This is a genomic window from Pseudomonas sp. GX19020 (assembly GCF_023371075.1).
In the GTDB taxonomy this organism is placed as follows: Bacteria; Pseudomonadota; Alphaproteobacteria; order Rhodobacterales; family Rhodobacteraceae; genus Pseudogemmobacter.
Genome location: NZ_JAMCCR010000003.1, coordinates 216,621 through 234,843 on the forward strand (window position 1 = coordinate 216,621; position 18,223 = coordinate 234,843).

Annotated in this window: 17 protein-coding genes; 6 read left to right on the top strand and 11 right to left on the bottom strand. The window is 60.8% G+C overall.

Annotated elements, in window-relative coordinates; all coding sequences use genetic code 11:
* Positions 1-580 precede the first annotated feature (580 nt).
* A complete protein-coding gene (locus tag M3484_RS08355; protein WP_249496516.1) occupies positions 581-901 on the bottom strand; it encodes a hypothetical protein in 321 nt (106 codons plus the stop codon).
* A 437-nt stretch (positions 902-1,338) separates the two neighbouring features.
* Between M3484_RS08355 and M3484_RS08360 the strand changes: the two genes are divergently transcribed.
* On the top strand, positions 1,339-2,199 hold the full coding sequence (locus tag M3484_RS08360; RefSeq protein WP_249496517.1) for a CHAD domain-containing protein: 861 nt from the start codon (positions 1,339-1,341) through the stop codon (positions 2,197-2,199).
* 7 nt (positions 2,200-2,206) lie between these two features.
* On the opposite strand, the gene M3484_RS08365 is transcribed toward M3484_RS08360, so the two are convergent.
* The gene (locus tag M3484_RS08365) at positions 2,207-2,980 is read right to left on the bottom strand and encodes an alpha/beta fold hydrolase (protein ID WP_249496518.1); all 774 of its coding nucleotides are present in this window, start codon (positions 2,978-2,980) and stop codon (positions 2,207-2,209) included.
* A 95-nt stretch (positions 2,981-3,075) separates the two neighbouring features.
* Between M3484_RS08365 and M3484_RS08370 the strand changes: the two genes are divergently transcribed.
* Positions 3,076-3,444, top strand: a complete 369-nt coding sequence (locus M3484_RS08370; RefSeq protein WP_092895459.1) for a hypothetical protein — start codon at positions 3,076-3,078, stop codon at positions 3,442-3,444.
* Here the strand turns inward: M3484_RS08370 and M3484_RS08375 are convergent.
* From M3484_RS08375 to M3484_RS08400, 6 genes are all read right to left on the bottom strand, one after another.
* Complete coding sequence (locus M3484_RS08375) at positions 3,368-4,315, bottom strand: DUF817 domain-containing protein (RefSeq protein WP_249496519.1); 948 nt, start codon at positions 4,313-4,315, stop codon at positions 3,368-3,370. The genes M3484_RS08370 and M3484_RS08375 overlap by 77 nt on opposite strands.
* A 145-nt stretch (positions 4,316-4,460) precedes the next feature.
* On the bottom strand, positions 4,461-6,623 hold the full coding sequence (locus tag M3484_RS08380; RefSeq protein ID WP_249496520.1) for an esterase-like activity of phytase family protein: 2,163 nt from the start codon (positions 6,621-6,623) through the stop codon (positions 4,461-4,463).
* Positions 6,624-6,701: 78 nt separating this feature from the next.
* Complete coding sequence (locus M3484_RS08385) at positions 6,702-7,745, bottom strand: magnesium transporter CorA family protein (protein ID WP_092895463.1); 1,044 nt, start codon at positions 7,743-7,745, stop codon at positions 6,702-6,704.
* Positions 7,746-7,884: 139 nt separating this feature from the next.
* Positions 7,885-10,071 carry a 3-hydroxyacyl-CoA dehydrogenase NAD-binding domain-containing protein gene (locus M3484_RS08390; RefSeq protein WP_249496521.1) on the bottom strand — a complete coding sequence of 729 codons (2,187 nt, stop codon included), beginning with the start codon at positions 10,069-10,071 and terminating at the stop codon, positions 7,885-7,887.
* Complete coding sequence (locus M3484_RS08395) at positions 10,064-10,546, bottom strand: cupin domain-containing protein (RefSeq protein WP_249496522.1); 483 nt, start codon at positions 10,544-10,546, stop codon at positions 10,064-10,066. Before M3484_RS08395 ends, M3484_RS08390 begins: the two co-directional genes overlap by 8 nt.
* Positions 10,546-11,757: an acetyl-CoA C-acetyltransferase gene (locus M3484_RS08400; protein WP_249496523.1), complete on the bottom strand. Its 1,212-nt coding sequence runs from the start codon at positions 11,755-11,757 to the stop codon at positions 10,546-10,548. Before M3484_RS08400 ends, M3484_RS08395 begins: the two co-directional genes overlap by 1 nt.
* A gap of 920 nt (positions 11,758-12,677) precedes the next feature.
* Between M3484_RS08400 and M3484_RS08405 the strand changes: the two genes are divergently transcribed.
* The 3 genes from M3484_RS08405 to M3484_RS08415 all read left to right on the top strand — a co-directional run bounded on the left by M3484_RS08405 (position 12,678) and on the right by M3484_RS08415 (position 15,142).
* Positions 12,678-13,685, top strand: a complete 1,008-nt coding sequence (locus M3484_RS08405; RefSeq protein ID WP_249496524.1) for a hypothetical protein — start codon at positions 12,678-12,680, stop codon at positions 13,683-13,685.
* Positions 13,682-14,707, top strand: a complete 1,026-nt coding sequence (locus M3484_RS08410; protein ID WP_249496525.1) for a GSCFA domain-containing protein — start codon at positions 13,682-13,684, stop codon at positions 14,705-14,707. The genes M3484_RS08405 and M3484_RS08410 overlap by 4 nt, the downstream gene beginning before the upstream one ends.
* Before the next feature lie 153 nt (positions 14,708-14,860).
* Positions 14,861-15,142, top strand: coding sequence for a hypothetical protein (locus tag M3484_RS08415; protein WP_249496526.1), 282 nt, complete (start codon positions 14,861-14,863; stop codon positions 15,140-15,142).
* 96 nt (positions 15,143-15,238) lie between these two features.
* Here M3484_RS08415 and M3484_RS08420 read toward each other — a convergent pair whose 3' ends face one another.
* The 3 genes from M3484_RS08420 to tnpB form a co-directional block, all read right to left on the bottom strand.
* Positions 15,239-15,499 (bottom strand): hypothetical protein, encoded by a 261-nt coding sequence (locus tag M3484_RS08420; protein ID WP_249496527.1) that lies wholly within the window; start codon positions 15,497-15,499, stop codon positions 15,239-15,241.
* A 73-nt stretch (positions 15,500-15,572) separates the two neighbouring features.
* Positions 15,573-16,055 carry a transposase gene (locus M3484_RS23960; protein ID WP_502942440.1) on the bottom strand — a complete coding sequence of 161 codons (483 nt, stop codon included), beginning with the start codon at positions 16,053-16,055 and terminating at the stop codon, positions 15,573-15,575.
* Positions 16,056-16,386: 331 nt separating this feature from the next.
* A complete protein-coding gene (gene tnpB, locus M3484_RS08425) occupies positions 16,387-16,737 on the bottom strand; it encodes an IS66 family insertion sequence element accessory protein TnpB (protein WP_249496528.1) in 351 nt (116 codons plus the stop codon).
* Between the two features lie 137 nt (positions 16,738-16,874).
* Between tnpB and M3484_RS08430 the strand changes: the two genes are divergently transcribed.
* Positions 16,875-17,690: a tyrosine-type recombinase/integrase gene (locus tag M3484_RS08430; RefSeq protein WP_249496529.1), complete on the top strand. Its 816-nt coding sequence runs from the start codon at positions 16,875-16,877 to the stop codon at positions 17,688-17,690.
* Positions 17,691-18,223: the final 533 nt, after the last annotated feature.

An 18,223-nucleotide genomic window follows, 5' to 3' on the forward strand; every position in this document is an offset into this window, starting at 1 on the left:
TGGCTGCAATCCCCTCGGCCTGGTGCCTGGGAGCAACCGCGGCATGCGTTTCGTGTTTTCCTCAACTTGGACCCGCCCTCTGCTCGTGGGGGGATGTCGCGGGCGGGGTCTGTCACTGACATTGCCACCTCGGGGAAGGACAGGACCGACATGTCGGCCCCCCGCCCTGGAAATAGATGATTTGCTGCGATGAAGGGCCATAGCCAAGGGCGTTGGAGCCGGAGCCGATCAGGGACATGCCGCCCACCGCACCTTTTGCATTCGCCCGGGGTACTGCCTGAGGCTGACCTTCTTCCAGCAGGATACGCGGCACCATGGCGGAAATGTCGAAACCGAGATTGGGGGTATGGCCACCCTTCAGATCCATCGCGGCGCGCGATGACTTTTTCGATGCCGTGTTCGGCTCGGGTAAAGCTCTCTCAGGAGCGCAGGGTCTGGCCGGAAATCGCCGCGACGGAATCGGTTTCCGTGGTCAGGCGCAGATGCGCATCCAGCACAACCAGATCGACCAGTTACCCCGGCACGCAGATATCATACGGGCGCATGGGCACGGCAGTGGCTCTCCGCGAAACCTGGGCGATCACCAGCCCGCCATTATTGCGGGTTGTGATCGCCTGTTGCCGACCGCCAGGACAGGCACCCCGAATTCAAAGCTAAGGTTGCTATTTGTGTCGAAGTTTGTGGTGCACTGCCCGCGAAGATCGAGGTAAATGTTTGAAAAGTGCAACCAGATCTCGTCGCCAAAATCGGCGCGGCGGACAATCGGCCTGCTTGCGGCACGCGCATCCTTCGCGGATCGGCTGACAAAGGTGCCCAGCGCCACTTTGATCAGCCTGTCCCGCGCGCGCCGGTCGATCCAATGGACGCGAGACTTATCGCCAGCCGCGCTCAGGTGCAGCATGTGTGCCCGGGCGGATGGCGCTCCTGCCCATGCGCGCACCTGGGGCACGCAGCACGGAATTCAGGCAACCAGGCGCCGGGAAGGCGCGATAGCTGCCCGAACAGCACAGATTGTGGTTGGTGGCGAAAGTGACCCCGGCCGCGCGCGCCACCCTGACCATCTCTGCCGCATCAGCGACCGCTATGGCCTTGTCGCGATGTCTTTCATTTGTGGCCGAGAGACAGACCGCATCGGTCCGGGGATCAGCGAGCGCTATGGCGAGGTCGGTATCGGCATGGGGGATTCCGTGGCGCACGGGACAATCGCAGCCGCGCCCGGCCGAGGTACTGACCACGCGCCGGATCTCGCCCCCAGATTTGCGGCATTGTTACAAAAACTTCACGCAGGCGATCCTCATCGCCGGGATATAAGGCGGGCATATGCCCCTGGGGATTGATGTGACTGAAGCTGCAACGCCCATGCCCGTCCTCTCGCCGGATACCAGCTGCGAGGACGCCCTTGGCCAGCTGATCATCGGCTGCTGTGCCGCGCTCGACCGCCAACTGGCGGTTTTTCTGGAAACCGAAGACGAAAGCGGCCCGCATAAGGCCCGTGTCGCGCTGCGCCGGCTGACGACGGCGCTGGATGCTTTCGCGCCGATCCTCAGGCGCAAACAGGCGGGGAAGGTGCGGTCAGCAGCAAAACGGCTGTTTCGTGCGCTTGGCGAAGTGCGCGATGCCGATGTCTTCCTGGCCTCGCATCCCGGGAACAGCGAAGCGCTCGGGCGCCGCACGCTGGAGATCCGCCGCAAGACCCGGAAGATGTTGCGCGACAGCAAGGCGGTCGGTTTCGCGCCTGGGCTTTTGAAGCTTTACGGCTCGCAAGAGCTGTTCAAACAGAACCGCCGCAGTCAGATCGTGCGGGCCGCGCCGGTGCGCCTGCTCGCCGCGCTGGTGATGGGGGATGCCTGGCGCGCCGCGCGCAGCCATGGCGATGACCCCGCGAAGATGGAAGAGGTCGCGCGGCATGATTTTCGCAAGGATCTTAAGACCCTGCGCTATCTGGGCGAGTTTTTTCAGGATTTCTGGCCGGCGGAAGGCTGGCAGCTGTTCCTTGCCCGGATGCAGGAATTGCAGGACGAGCTGGGCCTCCTGAATGACCTCGCCAATGCGCGGCAAAAGGGGCGCGAGGGCGAGCGCACAGAGGTCACGGCAGCGCTGAAACGCGCAACCGGGCTTTGGGCCGCGCTCAGCGCGATGCCGCCGTTCTGGGTGCCGGTTGCGCCCCCGGTTGCGGCAGATCCGGAACCCGATCTCTGACCCGGGGTCAGGCGTTCAGGAAGACGCGGACCGTTTCTTCGAATTCACGCGGCTTTTCGGCATGGAGCCAATGGCCGGCGCCGGGCAGCTTTGCGAAACGCGCATGCGGAAACAGCGCGCGGATCGTTTCGCGATGTTCGGGGCGAACGTAATGGCTCTCGGCGCCGGTCAGGAACAGGGTCGGGCCGTCGAAATGGCCTTCCGTCCCCGGCCAGCCGATGATCTTTGGCATATCGCGTTCGAGGACATCGAGGTTGAGCCGCCATACCGGCCCGCCTGCCGCCTTGAGATCCAGAGATTGCAGGAAAAACGCCCGCAAGGCCGGGTCACCGACAAGCGCCTGGAGCCGCCGGTCGGCCTCGCCGCGTGAGGTAAGGCCGGTCAGATCCAGCCCCCGCATTGCGTGGATATGCGGGCTTTGATCGTGAGTGTAAGCGACCGGCGCAATATCGGCGACGATCAGGCGGCGGATCAGTGCGCCCTGCGTCAGCGCCAGCTGCATCGCCGCCTTGCCGCCCATCGAATGGCCCAGAAGATCGACCTTGCCGCCAAGGCTTTCAATCACTTCGGCAAGATCCCCTGCCATGGACGGGTAATCCTGTACGCCGGCGCGCGGGCTTTCGCCGTGGTTGCGCATGTCCACCGCCACCACATCGCGCCGGTCGGCCAGCCGGCGTGCAATCGCGCCCCAGTTGCGCGCCGAGCCAAACAGGCCATGCACAATCAGGAGCGGCACAGAGCCATCCGGGGCGGAAGCGGGGTGATGGACTGTTGCAAGCATGAACGTTTCCATATCGAAACGAATTGTCCCGAACCAGAGCTGTTGCGAAAACCGCCGGTAAAACGGATAGTTTCCGCAGATTGTGAGGACAGATCATGAGCGCGGTCACCATCCGCCAGATGGCCGGCAGGGTCGAAGAGCTGCTCGTCGAGCGGGTCGGCGCGCGTGGGCGCGATTTCGATCAGAAGCTGCGTCATGCCGGGCGCAGATTGCCGCGCCGCGTTCGCAAATCGGCAGCGGCGCTCGCCCAGGCGGCGGATATGACCCAAAATCCAAGACTGCATGCGCAGATTGATGAGGGCTCTGTCGCCCGAGATTACGATATCTGTCTGCGCTACCTCTCGCCGCTGGCGCGGGGAGAGGGGCGCCGGGGGCGCGGCAGTGTGCTTACCTCGATTGCCTTCTCGCTGATTGTGGTTGCAGCGGGGTTTGTGGGCTTTCTGTTGTGGCGCGGGCTGATCTGATCGCATCCCGGTTTGTGGCGCGGGGCAGCGGACGCCAGGGCGGGTAAAGCGCCTCGCGGCTGACCAGCGAGACCGTCACAAAGGCCACATAGAGCAACAGATACCAGGACCCGATCTTGGCAAAGCTGACGAGATGCTCCGGCCGCTGCCCGGCATAAAGCCATGTGCCGGTCAGGGTACCGATATTCTCGGCGATCCACAGCGCCAGTGATGACAGGAAGGCGGCAACCGGCAGGGGCATCCACCAGTCCCGGTCCGAGATGCGGAACCAGATCCGGGTGCGGCCGAACAAAAGCACCGTGGCGGCAAACAGGATGACACGGATATCGGGCAGGACGTGATGGCTGAAGAAATTCACATAGATCGCGCCCGCCAGTATCCAGGTCATCCAGAACCGTGGATAGGGGGCAAAGCGCATCTCAAAAATGCGGATCACCCGGACCATATAGCTGCCCACCGCCGCATACATGAAACCCGAGAACAGCGGCACGCCCATCAGCTTCAGCAGCCCCGCTTCGGGATAGGCCCATGACCCGGCGCCGACCTTGAACCATTCCATCGCGGTGCCGGTCAGGTGGAAGAGGAGGATAACGCGCGCCTCGTCCCAGGTCTCGAGCCTGGTCCAGAGAAACAGGGCCTGGGTGGCAATCGCGAAGAGAAACAGGAAATCGTATCGCGCCAGCGCCCAGTCGGGGTGCCAGACCGCGCGGCTGACCAGGATCGCCACCAGCAACAACCCGCCAAACAGGCAGGCCCAACCCTGTTTCAGCACGAACATCACCAGCTCTGCGAGGCCATAGGGCAGGGCAGAGCGCACCCTTGTGCCCATACGGCGTTCAAGGCTGCGGGTGGTGCGGGGCTGCGACGACATGATACCTGACAGGAAAGGGCAGAACCGCCGTAGGATCCGTTGGCATAAGACCCTCCGCAAGGGGGGATTTCTGCCACGTGGGCTGGCGCAGAACAGGAAAAGGCCGGGTGGAGCCCGGCCTTTTATCAGTGAAAGAAGCGGCTGGTCAGAGCTTGCCGGCGTTCCAGAACAGGGTCTCGCCCGAACTGTCATCGACGCCGTCATTATCGGTGACGATCCAGGCATTGCCCTCGTGATCGAATGCCAGACCCTCGACCTTGTCGACCACATAGCCATTGGTCAACGATTTCAGCTCGGGGATCAGGTCGCGAACCTCTTCCTTGGCGATGACGGGCAGGGTCTCGCCCAGTTTCACCGGCTTCAGATCGGCCAGTTTCACGCGGAAGATCTTTTTCACCACCGCCGCATCGCCGATCAGATTGTCGCGTTCGATGACATAGGCATGATCGCCATGGACGGTCAGTTCCGACAGCCCCATCCAGCCCTCGCCCTTTGGCTCCAGCGGATAAGCGACGGCGCTCCATTCTTTTGCGTCAAGGTCATAGGCCAGCAGCTTTGCCTGACCCTTCGGGTCATCGCCCCATTCGCGCTGCATCGCGACCCAGAGCACATTGCCGACTTTCGCGATCCCTTCAGCGCCGAAGCGGGTCTGATGCGCCAGCAATTCAACCGGCAGCGAGATCTCTTCCCTGATCTCGCCTTTCGCATTCACGCGCAGGATCGCATGAGGCACCAGCTTCTCGGCATTCCCCTCATTCGCCAGCCAGAACCCGCCTTCGCCATCCGAGGTCAGCCCTTCGATATCAAGCTTCTGCGCCGGCTGGCCGCCGCGCGTCACCACGGTCTGGGCGATGATCTTCGCGGGCTTTGAGGTGATGTCGATCTCGTAAATCGAGGGCATCGCGCTGTAGACACTGTCGGAGGCGGCAAAGAGACGGCCTTCGACGCCCTCAACCGAGGCCAGCGCACCAAGCGCACCCCAGCCGATCAGCGTCTCCGCCCCGGCAGAGGTCAGCATCGGATAGGCGGGCGCGGCATCGCTCCGCTCATAGATCATCACATGCGCCCGCGCGGCACCGTCTTCGCCCAGATCGGCCTCATTCGCGGTGACCAGCAGGTTGCGCGAAGGGATCGCCATGACGCCTTCGGGCGAGATGCCCGAGGGCAAAAGCTGGGTCAGTTTCGGGGCTGCAAGATCGGTTACATCATAGACCGCCGCGACCGAACCACGTTCGGACAGCACGAAAAGATAGGGCGTGTCGCCGAAGCGGGCAAACTCCATGCCCTCCGGCTCGATCCCTTTGGCTTTCGAGCGTTTCTCGGGGTAATGGCCGATCCCGATGATCGCATGTTCAAGGCTGTTGCCGGAATCCCAGACGATCGTGCCGTCCTTTTTCCAGATCGTGAACCCGCGCGAGCCGCCCTTCCAGTCGCCTTCATTGGCGGTGGCGAAATGGTCATTGTCGATCCATTGCACGCCATCGGGTTCGCGCGGGATCGGGTCGGTTGTGGTGGTGAAGTCGAGCTTGCCGTCGGTTTTGGTATCGATGTTCTCCAGCACGACCTCGCCGGCAGAGAAATGCGAAGCGATCTGGCCGTCCGCGCCGATCACCACGATATGGTTGTTTTCCTGCAGCGTGACGACGATCTCACCGGCTGCATTGATATCGACGAATTCCGGTTCCGGATCTTCGCCGCCAACGCTCGCAAGGCCGGTCATGTCGATCTTTTGCAGATTCGCGCAATCGGGGGCGCCATCTTTCAGCGGCAGTTTCACCACATAGCCCGCCGGCATTTGCGGCAGCCCGCCATCGCCCAGGTCTTCGTCGCGCTCATTCTCGATCGCGACGGCGATAAAGCTCTCATCAGGGGCCACGGCGACCGAATCCGGCTGGCCGCCCAGATCGCAGGATCCGGTCTCGGTTGCCGTCGCAATATCGATGATCGCAAGACGGCCCGAAGGATTGGCATAGCTTTCCGAGGTATTGACGCCCACCACGGCCTTGTCGCCGATGATATAGGCCGTGGTCGGCTCGCCATGCAGATCGATATTGCCTAGCGGTTTCGGGGCTTTGGCGTCGGTGATGTCGATCAGGCCAACGCCGCCCAGCGGGCTGTCGGTATAGATCAGCGTGTTGCCGTCTTTCGAGACCGAGATGATCTCGGCCGAGGATTCGCGCGATTTGTCCTCGCCATCGGCCATATTGGCGATCACCGGGAAAGACGCGATGCGGTTGAAGCTCTGGGAGAGCGCCGGGCTGGCCAGCAGGGCGAAAACAGAAACTGCGGAAAGAAGGCGGGGGGACATGGCAGCACCTCAGGTCGTTGCGCCCTGTTCCCTAACCGTCGATTGCAACAGCGGGGTGAAGGTGGTTGTCGCCTTTCCTCAGAGCCATTTCTTCCAGCGGAAGAACAGCCAGGGCGCCACGGCCGAGACCACCATCATCACCAGCGCCGCAGGATAGCCCCATTTCACCGCAAGTTCCGGCATATGTTCGAAATTCATGCCGTAGATGCTGGCGATCAGCGTCGGCGGCAGGAAGACGAACGCCACAACCGAGAAGACCTTGATGATGTCGGACTGGCGGATATTGATCACGCCCAGCGTCGCATCCAGCTGAAACCGCACTTTCTCTGCCTGAACCGCCGCGACTTCACGCAAGGACCGCACGTCATGGATCAGGCTTTTCAGCTGGTCGCGGTCGATGCCCTTAAGCGCCTCTTTCGCGGCCACAGCGCCGGGCACCGAAAGATAGCCCAGCACCCGCTGGATCGTCGAAAGGCTTTCATTGATCTTGCCGTTGCGGTCTTCGGCGGCGCCAATCCGGGTCACCACGCCCGACAGCGCATCGCTGGCTGCGTTGCGGCTGTCAAAGATCGTCTTTGACAGATCATCCAGCTGGCGGGCCTCGTTTTCCAGGATATCGGCAAGCCGGTCGACCATCGCCTCCATCAGCCCGAGCAGGGTCGCGATCCCGGTCGAACAGGGGGTGTCATGGCGCGCCGCCCAATCGGCGAAAAACGCGAAAGAGCCGGGGCGGTGATAATGCACCGTCACCAGACGGGCGGGCTGCACCATGAAGGTCACCGGCCCGATCATGAGCTGCTTCATATCGGGCGAGGCGAGCACCTGGGCGGTCAGATACAGCACGCCATCCTCGACATAGATCCGCGACGAGGGCTCGATTTCCTGCATATCCTCGCGGGTCGGGATGCCAAAGCCGAGCGCGTTCTCGATCAGGTCTTCCTCGGCATGGGTCGGCGCCTCGATGTCGATCCAGACCATATCGCGCAGGGCCGCAGTGGCGGCAGAGCTGTCCCCCGCCAGAACCGGCGTCTCGGGGCTGAGCCGGCCAAAGGTCGAAGGGATAAAGTTTTCCGGCGGGACGGAAGCCAGCCGCATGCCCTGGCTCTGGTAGCCTCTGATCATATCCGGACGTCCCTGTTTACTGCCAGCGCCCTGCGCCGGGATCAGCGGCGAGACTAGCGCCGCATCGTGGCAGAGAAAAGCCCGGGCCCGCCTTGCGGGTCCGGACTGTTGCTTCGGCTGTTTTGCGGGCCTGTGCGGGTCAGGCGGCCCTGGTTGCGCCCGGCTGGCCGTAAAAGGCCGTACCCTTTTCTGCCATCTCGCGCAGCAGGGCCGGGGCCTCGAAGCGGCGTCCGAATTGCGCAGTCAGCTCGCGGCAGATCTGCACGGCACGCGCCGCCCCGATAATGTCGAGCCAGCCGAATGGCCCGCCTGACCAGGGGGCAAACCCCCAGCCCAGGATCGCGCCGACATCGCCTTCGCGGATATCGGTCAGCACGCCTTCTTCCAGCGCCCGGACAGCCTCCAGCACCTGGGCCATCAACAGCCGGTGCTGCACATCGGCAAGCGAAAGCTGCACCTTGTCGGCAGGGTATTTCCTGGCCAGCCCTTCCCAGAGCCCCAGGCGTTCGCCTTTTTCGCTGTAATCGTAAAATCCGGCATTGGTCTTGCGGCCCAGCCGCCCCTGATCGGCCAGCCAGAAGATCACCTTGTCGACTGCCTCATCGGGGTAATCGGCGCCCATCGCGGCTTTGGTTGCTTTGGCGATCTTCACCCCAAGCTCGATCGAGGTCTCATCGACAAGCTGCAACGGCCCGAGCGGCATCCCCAGAAGTTTCGCGGCATTTTCGACCAGCGCCGGTTCGATGCCCTCGGCGACCATGCGGATGCCTTCGTTGATGTAAGGAATGATGCAGCGATTGGCGTAGAAGAAGCGCGCATCATTGACCACAATCGGCGTCTTGCGGATCTGGCGCACGAAATCGAGCGCTTTCGCCACCGCGCGGTCACCGGTTTTCTTGCCGCGAATGATCTCGACCAGCATCATCTTGTCGACGGGCGAGAAGAAATGAATGCCGATATAATTTTCGGGCCGCGCGCTGGCGGCGGCCAGCCCGGTGATCGGCAGGGTCGAGGTATTGGTGGCGAGTATCACATCCGCACCCGCCGCTTCCTCGGCCAGTTTCGTGACACCGGCCTTGACTTTGGCGTCCTCGAATACCGCCTCGACGATCAGATCAACGCCGCGCAGCGCTGCGTAATCGGTGGTGGCGGTGATGCGTGACAGCACCTCGTCTTTTTGCGCGGGGCTGATCCTGCCGCGTTTGATCCCCTTGTCGAGCAGGCTCCCCGAATGCGCGCGGCCCCGATCTGCGGCCTCTTGCGTCGCGTCGATCAGTACAACCTCGATCCCCGCATTGGCGGCGACATAGGCGATGCCCGCGCCCATCATGCCCGCGCCCAGCACGCCCAGCCGTTTTACCGTCTGATCGGCGACTTTGGGCCGGTTCGCGCCTTTCTCAAGCGCCTCTTTATTGATGAACAAAGACCGGATCATCGCCGAGGAGGACGGGTTCATCAGCACAGAGGTAAACTGCCGCGCCTCGATCTTCAGCGCCTGGTCAAAGGGCACCAGCGATCCTTCATAGACCGCCGATAACAGCGCCTTCGCCGCCGGAAACACGCCTTGCGTCTTGCCGTTCACCATGGCCGAGGCGCCGACAAAGGTCATGAACCCTGCCGGATGATAGGGCGCGCCGCCGGGGAATTTATACCCTTTGTCATCCCAGGGCTTCACCAGATCTGCGTCTTTCGCGGCCAGAACCCAGGCCTTTGCGGCCCCGATCAGATCATCCGCCGGCACGACCTCATCAATCAGCCCGGCCGCTTTCGCGCCTTTCGGATCCGAGAGCCTGCCTTCCAGCAGGATGGGTGCAGCCATCATCGCGCCAAGCTTCCGCGACACCCGTGTGGTGCCGCCGCCGCCGGGGAAGATGCCGACCTTGATTTCGGGCAGACCGATTTTCGCCTTCGGGTTATCAGCGGCAAAGATGCGATGGGTGGCCAGCGGCAGCTCCAGCCCGATGCCGAGCGCGGTGCCGGGCAGCGCCGCCACGATGGGTTTGGCCCCCTTCTTCGTCTTGAAATCCATGCCCGCGAGTTCGATCCTGCGCAGCACAGTATGCATCTGCATCACGCCGTCAAAGATCGCCCGGGCCCCCCCCGCCCGCATCCCGGCCAGCACATTCAGATCCATGCCGCCGGCGAAATCCTTCTTGCCCGAGGTGATCACCACCCCCTTCACGGCCGCGTCGGTCAGCGCCCGGTCGATCAGCGCATCAAGTTCGGCAAAGCCTGCCATCGACATGACATTCATCGATTTGCCGGGGGTATCCCAGGTGATGGTCGCCACGCCGTCTGCGTCGAGATCCCAGATGAAATCAGCCATTTTCCTCTCCCTCGGGCTGCCAGGGGCGCCCGTCCTTATGGGTGTAAACACAGGCGCCATCGGTGACAGTCAGCACCATGTCGACATCTGAACAGGTCACCACCTCTTCGCGCGCCTTCGCGCCGATGACGACGAACACCGCCGGCGTATCGCCCCGGTTGATGAAGTGATGCCCGTCCGGCGCGCCAGCGGGAAAACCGGCGCAATCGCCCACGCGCATGATCTCTTCACCGTCATCGGTGATCATCACGCATTCGCCCGCCACCATCATGACGAACTCATCTTCCGTCCGGTGCCAGTGGCGTAAGCTCGACAGCGCCCCGGGTTTCAGCGTCACCAGATTGACGCCGAATTGCGTCAGCCCGGCGGCCTGCCCGAGCCGCAGGCTGGAGCGCCCCTCCATCATTTCAGCATAGGGCGGTGGGTAGAGGGAGCCGGTCCTGATCGGAACCTTTGTCAGATCGAGCTTTTTCATCAGACCCTCTCGATGATGGTGGCGGCGCCCATGCCGGATGCGATGCACAAAGTGGCAAGGCCGAGGGTCAGGTCGCGCCGCTCCATTTCATCCAGCAGGGTGCCGATGATGATCGCGCCCGAAGCGCCCAGCGGGTGCCCCATCGCGATTGCACCGCCATTGACGTTCACGCGATCGGGCGAGACGCTAAACGCCTGCATGAACCGCAAAACCACCGCGGCAAAGGCCTCATTGACCTCGAACAGGTCGATATCGCCGATCTTCAGACCGGATTCTCTCAGGATCTTTTCGGTCACCGGCACCGGACCGGTCAGCATGATCGTCGGATCGGTGCCGATCTTCGCCGTCGCCCGGATCCGCGCGCGCGGCTTCAGCCCCTGCGCCCGGCCGAATTCGGCATTGCCTATCAGCACCGCCGCCGCGCCATCGACAATCCCCGATGAATTTCCGGCATGGTGGATATGGGTCACCCGCTCCAGCTCGGGGTATTTCATCAGCGCGATCCTGTCGAAGCCGGGCATCACCTCGCCGATGTCTCTGAAACTGGCTTTCAGCGCGCCCAGGGCCTCGGCCGTGGTGCCGGGGCGCATATATTCGTCATGATCGAGGATGGTGAGGCCGTTGATGTCACGGACCGGCACGATGGATTTCGCGAAACGCTGATCCGCCCAGGCCGCCGCCGCCCGGGCCTGGCTTTCGGCGGCCAGCTGGTCGGCCTGTTGCCGCGAAAAGCCGAATTTCGTCGCGATGATATCCGCCGAAATCCCCTGCGGCACGAAATGGGTTTTGAATGTCAGCGCCGGATCCACCGCAATCGCGGCCCCGTCCGAGCCCATGGCAACCCGGCTCATCATTTCGACCCCGCCGGCGATATAGGCCTGTCCCGCGCCGGCCTTCACCTGGTTGGCGGCAAGGTTCACCGCCTCCATGCCGCTGGCACAGAACCGGTTGATCGAGAGGCCGGGGATGGCCTCGTCCAGATCCGAGAGCAACACTGCCGAGCGCGCCAGGCAGCCGCCCTGTTCGCCCACTTGCGTGACATTGCCCCAGATCACATCCTCGACCGCATGGCCTTGCAGCCCGTTGCGGGTCTGCACCGCGTTCAGCATCTGCGCCGAAAGCGCGACCGAGGTGACCTCATGCAGCGCGCCATCCGGGCGCCCGCGCCCGCGCGGGCTGCGCAAGGCGTCATAGATATAAGCGTCAGTCATCGTCTTTCCTCCATCCGTCTCAGGCCGGACCTCTCACGGGCCGTCACAATCGCAGGGCGGGTCGCAGTCCGGTGTCGATTTCCGACCATGACAGCCACTTGCCTCGTCGGGGCCGGAAGGGGCAGGGATCGCTTTCGCAGCCATTCCGGCCTCGGTCTGATGTCGTTTTCCTGTTCATCTTCTTGTCTTTGGTGGATTTGCGCAATGATACCGCTGCGTCACGACAGTTCGTAAAACGCATGCGGAGGAGCGGCAGCGCGGACAAGAGTGCTCTGATAGCCGACCCTCTGTTTCGCATATCTTCGGAGGCTTTAGGCCTGGGAAGAGGGGAAAGGGCTGGAGGTTGTGCCTTTCGGGATGAAGCAGAGGAAGGTGAAGCAGGGCGTGTAGCCCCGAAGAAAGTGCTGCTCTTCTTCGGTCTTCATCCTCCCTTCTTCCCCATATTTATACCCGTTACCCCCCCCGGTCCTATATCTCCATGCACCAGGCCAGAGAGTGGCTTATTTGGGATAACATGTTGATACAGAAATATTTTAGTTGAGAGATGTGGGGAATATGCGCGATCAAACTGATCTGTCCAGCTTACACCCTCTGCCTTACCTCTGTTACTTCTTTTCTCCCTTACATGTACCAGGTTTTTCAGAGGGCAACCTGTGCTTGCAATGAAACGTCAGGGGCACCGGTTGGCACCAGTCGGCGCACCCTGGGATTTGCAAGCCTCGTCTGATCGGATATGAATGGGGTGGGAAGCCGTCGCCAAATCAATACCTGGGGGCAGCAATACTGCAGGGCGGAATTTTGCCATATTACAGCGAAAGAGAATGGTTTTATTTGACGTAACAGGGGGTTGATAGAGTTACGTATAATGAGATGATTTCACTGCAGAACCGCTACAAGCTTTGCAAAAGGAAAGTGCCGACATGGTGCAGGTGACTGTTCCCCCTTCGGAAGTGGCATATGAAGTGGTTGATGTATCGGATCTGGGGGCAATGCTCCTGGCGCGATCCCCGAAAGTTCTGGGAACGACGATAGAAATCGCTGTCTCCGGTACAGGGCCTCAGCGGTTGCCGGTACGGGTTCTCGCGGCGCCGCGCGGGGATCTGACTGGCGTAGCGCTGGTGGTGGCGTTCCATGGCGGGGTCAACCGGGAAAAGATGAAGATTCCGGTATTTGACGGTCGCTTCATCCTGTCGGCTCCGGATCGGCGCGAGACGATTTTATTGTCGATTGCCGACCCGTCACTTGCGATGGCGGATGATCTCGCGGCCTGTTTTTTTGCCGGCAATCACCTTGGTGACACGCCCGCGCAGATTACTGCCGTGATACAGTCGGTCGCAGAAAGCATCAAACCCGAGCGGATCATCTTTGTCGGAGGATCCGCCGGCGGCCATCCTGCGCTTTTGCAGGCGAGCCGCTTCGAGGATAGCATCGCAGTCCTGTGTAACCCTTTGACCAACATATCAATCTATTATCAACCTACCGTTCGTCGCTATTATGAGATCTGCTGGCCCGACCTTTCCATCGAGGAGATCGAAAGCCGGATCATGACCGATGCCTCAATTGTTCTTGGGCCCAGGATGGCCGGAAAAGTGCTTTGGTTGCAAAATGCGACCGATCATCACATCACCAATCAGACCCTGCCAGCGCTTGCGAGGCTGAACAATCCGCAAAAGCTCATGTTCCTCAGCACCTTTCTGCCCGGCCTTGTCGGTCACAGCTTTGATCCGGCCCTCTGGGCGCTTTGGGTCAGGGCGGCGGTAGAAGCTCCGGACGCCAGTCTGGTCGGGATCGCAGGCTATTTTACGACGATGCAGGAACGGATTGCCGCGCCCGCTGCGGGCAGGGGTGGCAAGACAAAGCCGGCTGATCCGCGCCAGATTAATATCGCAGACCGCATTGCCGCCTGGGTAAAGGAGATCAGGGCATGAGCCACCCTTACTCGGATCTGCCGGAACGAGCCTATTGGCGCGCGGCCGTTGGGGGGCGTCACTACGCCGACCTTAAGGACCTGGCCGAGCCGATCCCTGTGCCCGAGGGGGCGCGGATCGCCACGGCAGGCAGTTGTTTTGCCCAGCATATCGGACGCCATCTGCGCCTGCGCGGTCAGGGCTATCTGGACATGGAGCCCGCGCCTGATTTCCTGACTGAAGCAGAGGCCCGGCAGAATGGGTATGGTCTGTTCACCTGCCGCTATGGCAATGTCTATACGGCCCGGCAGCTCTTGCAGCTGACACAGGAGGCAATGGGCCTGCGGCAGCCGCTGGATATTGTCTGGCCATTGGGCCAGCGCCATGTCGATGCGCTGCGCCCTTCGGTTGATCCGGTCGGCCATGCGCAGGCGGCGGATGTGCTGGCGTTGCGGGCCATGCATCTGCGGGCGGTGCTCGATATGCTCAAAACGCTGGATGTGATGGTCTTCACGCTGGGCCTGACCGAGGCCTGGCGCGACCGCCGCGATGGCACGGTTTATCCGACTGCGCCCGGAACGGTGGCAGGAGTCTATGATCCGCAAATCCACGAATTCGTCAATTTCAGCTATGCAGATGTGCTCGCGGATCTGACCGAGTTCCGCAAGCTTTTGCACAGCATCAACCCGGTGGGGCGGATGATCCTGACGGTGTCGCCGGTGCCGCTGGCGGCGACGGCATCGGGCGGGCATGTACTTGTCGCGACCGGCCAGTCGAAGGCGACCTTGCGTGCAGTCGCGGGGGACCTTGCCCGCAGTCATGAGGATATCTTTTACTTTCCCTCCTACGAGATCATTTCCTCTCATCCAGCACGGGGGATGTTCTTCGAACCGGACCAGAGGAATGTGAACGATTTCGGGGTCAGTCTGGTCATGCAGCATTTCTTCGGCGCTTTGGGCGCGCAGCCGGTCGTGGTCACTGACACGTCAGCGCCAGACACCCCGATTTGCGACGAGAGCCGCCTTGACGTTTCTGCTCTTTGATGGCGCGCTGCACCCGGAGGTCGGAGGGCAATCCTCCCCATGATTACGGGGCTGCATTTGTAGAGTTTTCTCGTGAGCCGTGAGCCGTGAGCCGTGAGCCGTGAGCTGAGGAGATTCGAATGAGAAAGTGCCGCTTCGCGGAACCCGTAGATCATGGCTGTGCTGCGTCTGACTGAAAGCGGCGTAGCCGCGACTGAGCTTTGCCGGGAGCACGGGATCACCATGGCGAGCTTCGATCTAAATGAAATGCTGACTCGGGCGGCAGTGTCGTGTGAAGCTCATTTCCATTTCGAGCGCTTAAAAGCCCCAGTACGCAGCATCATGCCGGTGTTGGAATCAGCGACCCAAAGTACGGATCTGCTGGCGGCTGATCCGAAGATCACCGCCCATGTTGATCCGGTGAATAAGCTGTGTATCGGCCCTATATGGTTATAGTGCCCCGAATTATTTTCAGCGTTCGGCCTGAGAAAAGCTAGACTCTGGCACGCAAAGCTCCGGGCTTTGTTTCTTATCCCCTAGCAATTGTATCTTTCAGCAAGCCTGAGCTGCCCATTTCTGACGGGTTTTGCATAGCGCGTTTGCGGTGGTGATCAGCTTTCTGGCAACGGCGGTGATGATAACGGGGCGCAAAGGCTTTCCGGCAAGCTCCGGATCCTTGGCGGACCGGAGCGTCGCGAGATGGGTCAAAAAGCGTTGGCAGAGGACGTCGGGGGTCTGATCCGGATCGAACAGTCTGATCCCGAGCTTGGGTATAGTAGTCATTACGGCGAAACCTTTTGCATGCGTGCCCATTCGGAAAAGCCAGAGACTTTCCGGAGCAAACTATTCTTCATGGGAATCTTAATTTAGACCGAAACCCGTTGGGCTAAGGAACTGTGGTCAAATTTCCAAGGTGATTTTCCTGCGATTGAGCAATCGCTCGGATTATATTGGAGAGACGTTCTGAACCTATCCTGGCAGGGAATTTCAAGGTCAATGATCCAACACACAGCGCGCAATCATAGGCGTCACGTGTAAGGTCCGATTGCTCCGAATGGATTTCTGTGGGATCCTTCGCTAGGGGAACAAATGCCCGCGAAATCCGCGGCGGTTCTGAGACTTCGATCTGAATGAAACGTGGCTCGCCTGCAGTTGCAGCATGTTTGCCTTTGATCCATCTTCGCAAGATGCAGTCATTGACACCAATCTCTCGCGCGACCTTCGCAATTGCGGTTCCAGACGCGACTTTGTGTAGGGCCATTTGCTTGATATCATTGGGCCACTGGCGCCGTCCGCGAGCGGTAGTCAGAACTGAGATGCCCCAAATTTCGATGGACGTCGGGACGATGTTTCCATCTTCACTCCGCATGGCTGCCCCCCTATATTTACTGCCTGTGTAACGATCCGCTTCGCTGTCGAACTAAATGACGACATCGGATGGAAATTGGTGAGTATTTGACATTCAAGATCTGTCGGAGTGGATCTATCACCCCGTGTGCTGGTGCGGATCTCAATTGAGTTCGACGTCAAACTATTCGTGTCGGACAGCTCCTTATTGCGAGTTCCATCATTGTGTTCGGATGCCACAATGCTGCATGTCTCGCTGAATTTTGGATCCTCAGTTCCGTAGAGAAGAGAGAATAGGCCAATACGCTTGGATGGACGATCCTCCGCGCAAACTGGTTGCATATGGGTGACCATCATAGGCTTGTCGGAGTATGAGTGAGACGCGGAAAAACCTGCCGCCAATCAATGCCTTCAAACAGGGCTGAGAACTGGCTGTTCGATATTATCAGCGCGTCTCCGGTTGGTGTTGGCCAAGTAAATGGGCGATCCTCAAGGCGCTTCAAAACGAGAACCACGCCAGAGCCATCCCAGAAGACCATTTTCAAGCGGTCTGCGCGGCGTGACCTGAAGATGAAAATCGCGCCGCTGAAAGGCTTGAGGCCGAACTGCGAGACGACGAGAGATTGCAGCCCGTCGATGCCCTTGCGGAAATCGATTGGCTGGGTCCAGAGGTATATTTTTTCGATGCCGAGGCCGTTGATCATCTGCGGCCACCGAGCCGACTGACCAGCCAACGAAGAGCAGACACCCTAGGAGGTGTCACGGTGCGGGTCTGGTGGTGAGTAGCCATTTTTGGGGGTTCCTTCTTAGCCCCCTGAAGGCTGCAACATAATCCTAGAGAATGTCAGAGACGCCCGATGCTTCGCTTACGATCGATTTCAAGTCCATGCACATCCAGAACCCTTTCAGCACGGTCAGGGTGGAGGCGAAGGGCAAGAACCGGAGCTATGCTGCGCTGACCGATGCCGAGGTCAGGCTGTTGCTGGCGCAGGATGATCCCCGCATAGGCGATGTTCTGACCTTCTGCCTGCTGACCGGGATGCGGGCTGGTGAGGCGGTGGGGCTGGTTCGGGGTGATCTGGTCTGGAAGGGCAATCTGGGCTGGTTCGCCTGGATACGTCCCAACGAGGTCCGGTCGCTAAAGACCGATGCGGCGGAACGGTTTATTCCTCTGCACTCGGCCCTGACCCCGCTGCTGGCCAGACTGCCGGGACAGGGGCGGCTGTTTCCTGATCTGACCGTTTCCATCGTAACCAAGCGCTTTGCGTCCCTGCGGACCTCTCTGGGGCTCTCACGACCCGGCGTGGTCTTCCATAGCACCCGGAAGTGGTTCGTGACCCAGTGCGAACGGGCGGGCGTCCCGGAGCATTTCACCGCGTCTATCGTCGGCCACCAGTCGGCAAGGTCGGAGATCCTTGCAGCCCGCGAGGGGGTTGAGGTGATGACTGATCCTTACGTCTTACCACCGGGAACGCTTCCGGGGTTTGATGAGGCCGAACAGAGGAAGCTGGTGAAGCTGCTGGTCCTGACCGCGCTGAATGCCAGTGATCTTCCGAAGGCTTGCGCCGCCTTCAGGAATGGGCTGGAGAACGACCATCGGGGCAAGCATCTGAAGGACGCGCAGCTGAAGAAGGCATTACTGGTGCTGAAACAGTAGGTGCCTTGGCTGCATGGCTACCTCTGCAAGGATCAGGGCATTGGCTTGATGTTCACAGACTCGCAGATCGTCGAAAGGGTGATCAAACGCTGCACTGACGCCGGGCTTCCGGTGCTGACGGTGCATGACAGTGTGATCGTACCTTCCGTCCATCGGGAGGAAGTCAGGAACTTCATGGTTCAGGCGGCAGCAGAAGTCGTCGGTCGGCCTTTGCCTTTGGCAGGGGGAGAACGAAAGATCGGTCGTCGCCGAGGGGAAGGTCGTAGTCCTGCACCTCTAATGAGACCCGAGAAGAAGAAAGATGGTCGCTGCGAGGGGTATCTTCGGAGGCTGAAGGTCTGGGAAGAAACTAAGGGGCTGGAGGTTGTTCCTTTCGGGATGAAGCAGAGGAAGATGAAGGAGGGGGTGTAGCCTTGAAGAAGCTGCTCCTCTTCTTCAGCCTTCATCATCCCTTCTTCCCCATATTTATACCTATTGCCTCCCCTGTCCCATCGCTCGAAGCACCATGTCCAAGAATGACCCATGTAGGTTAA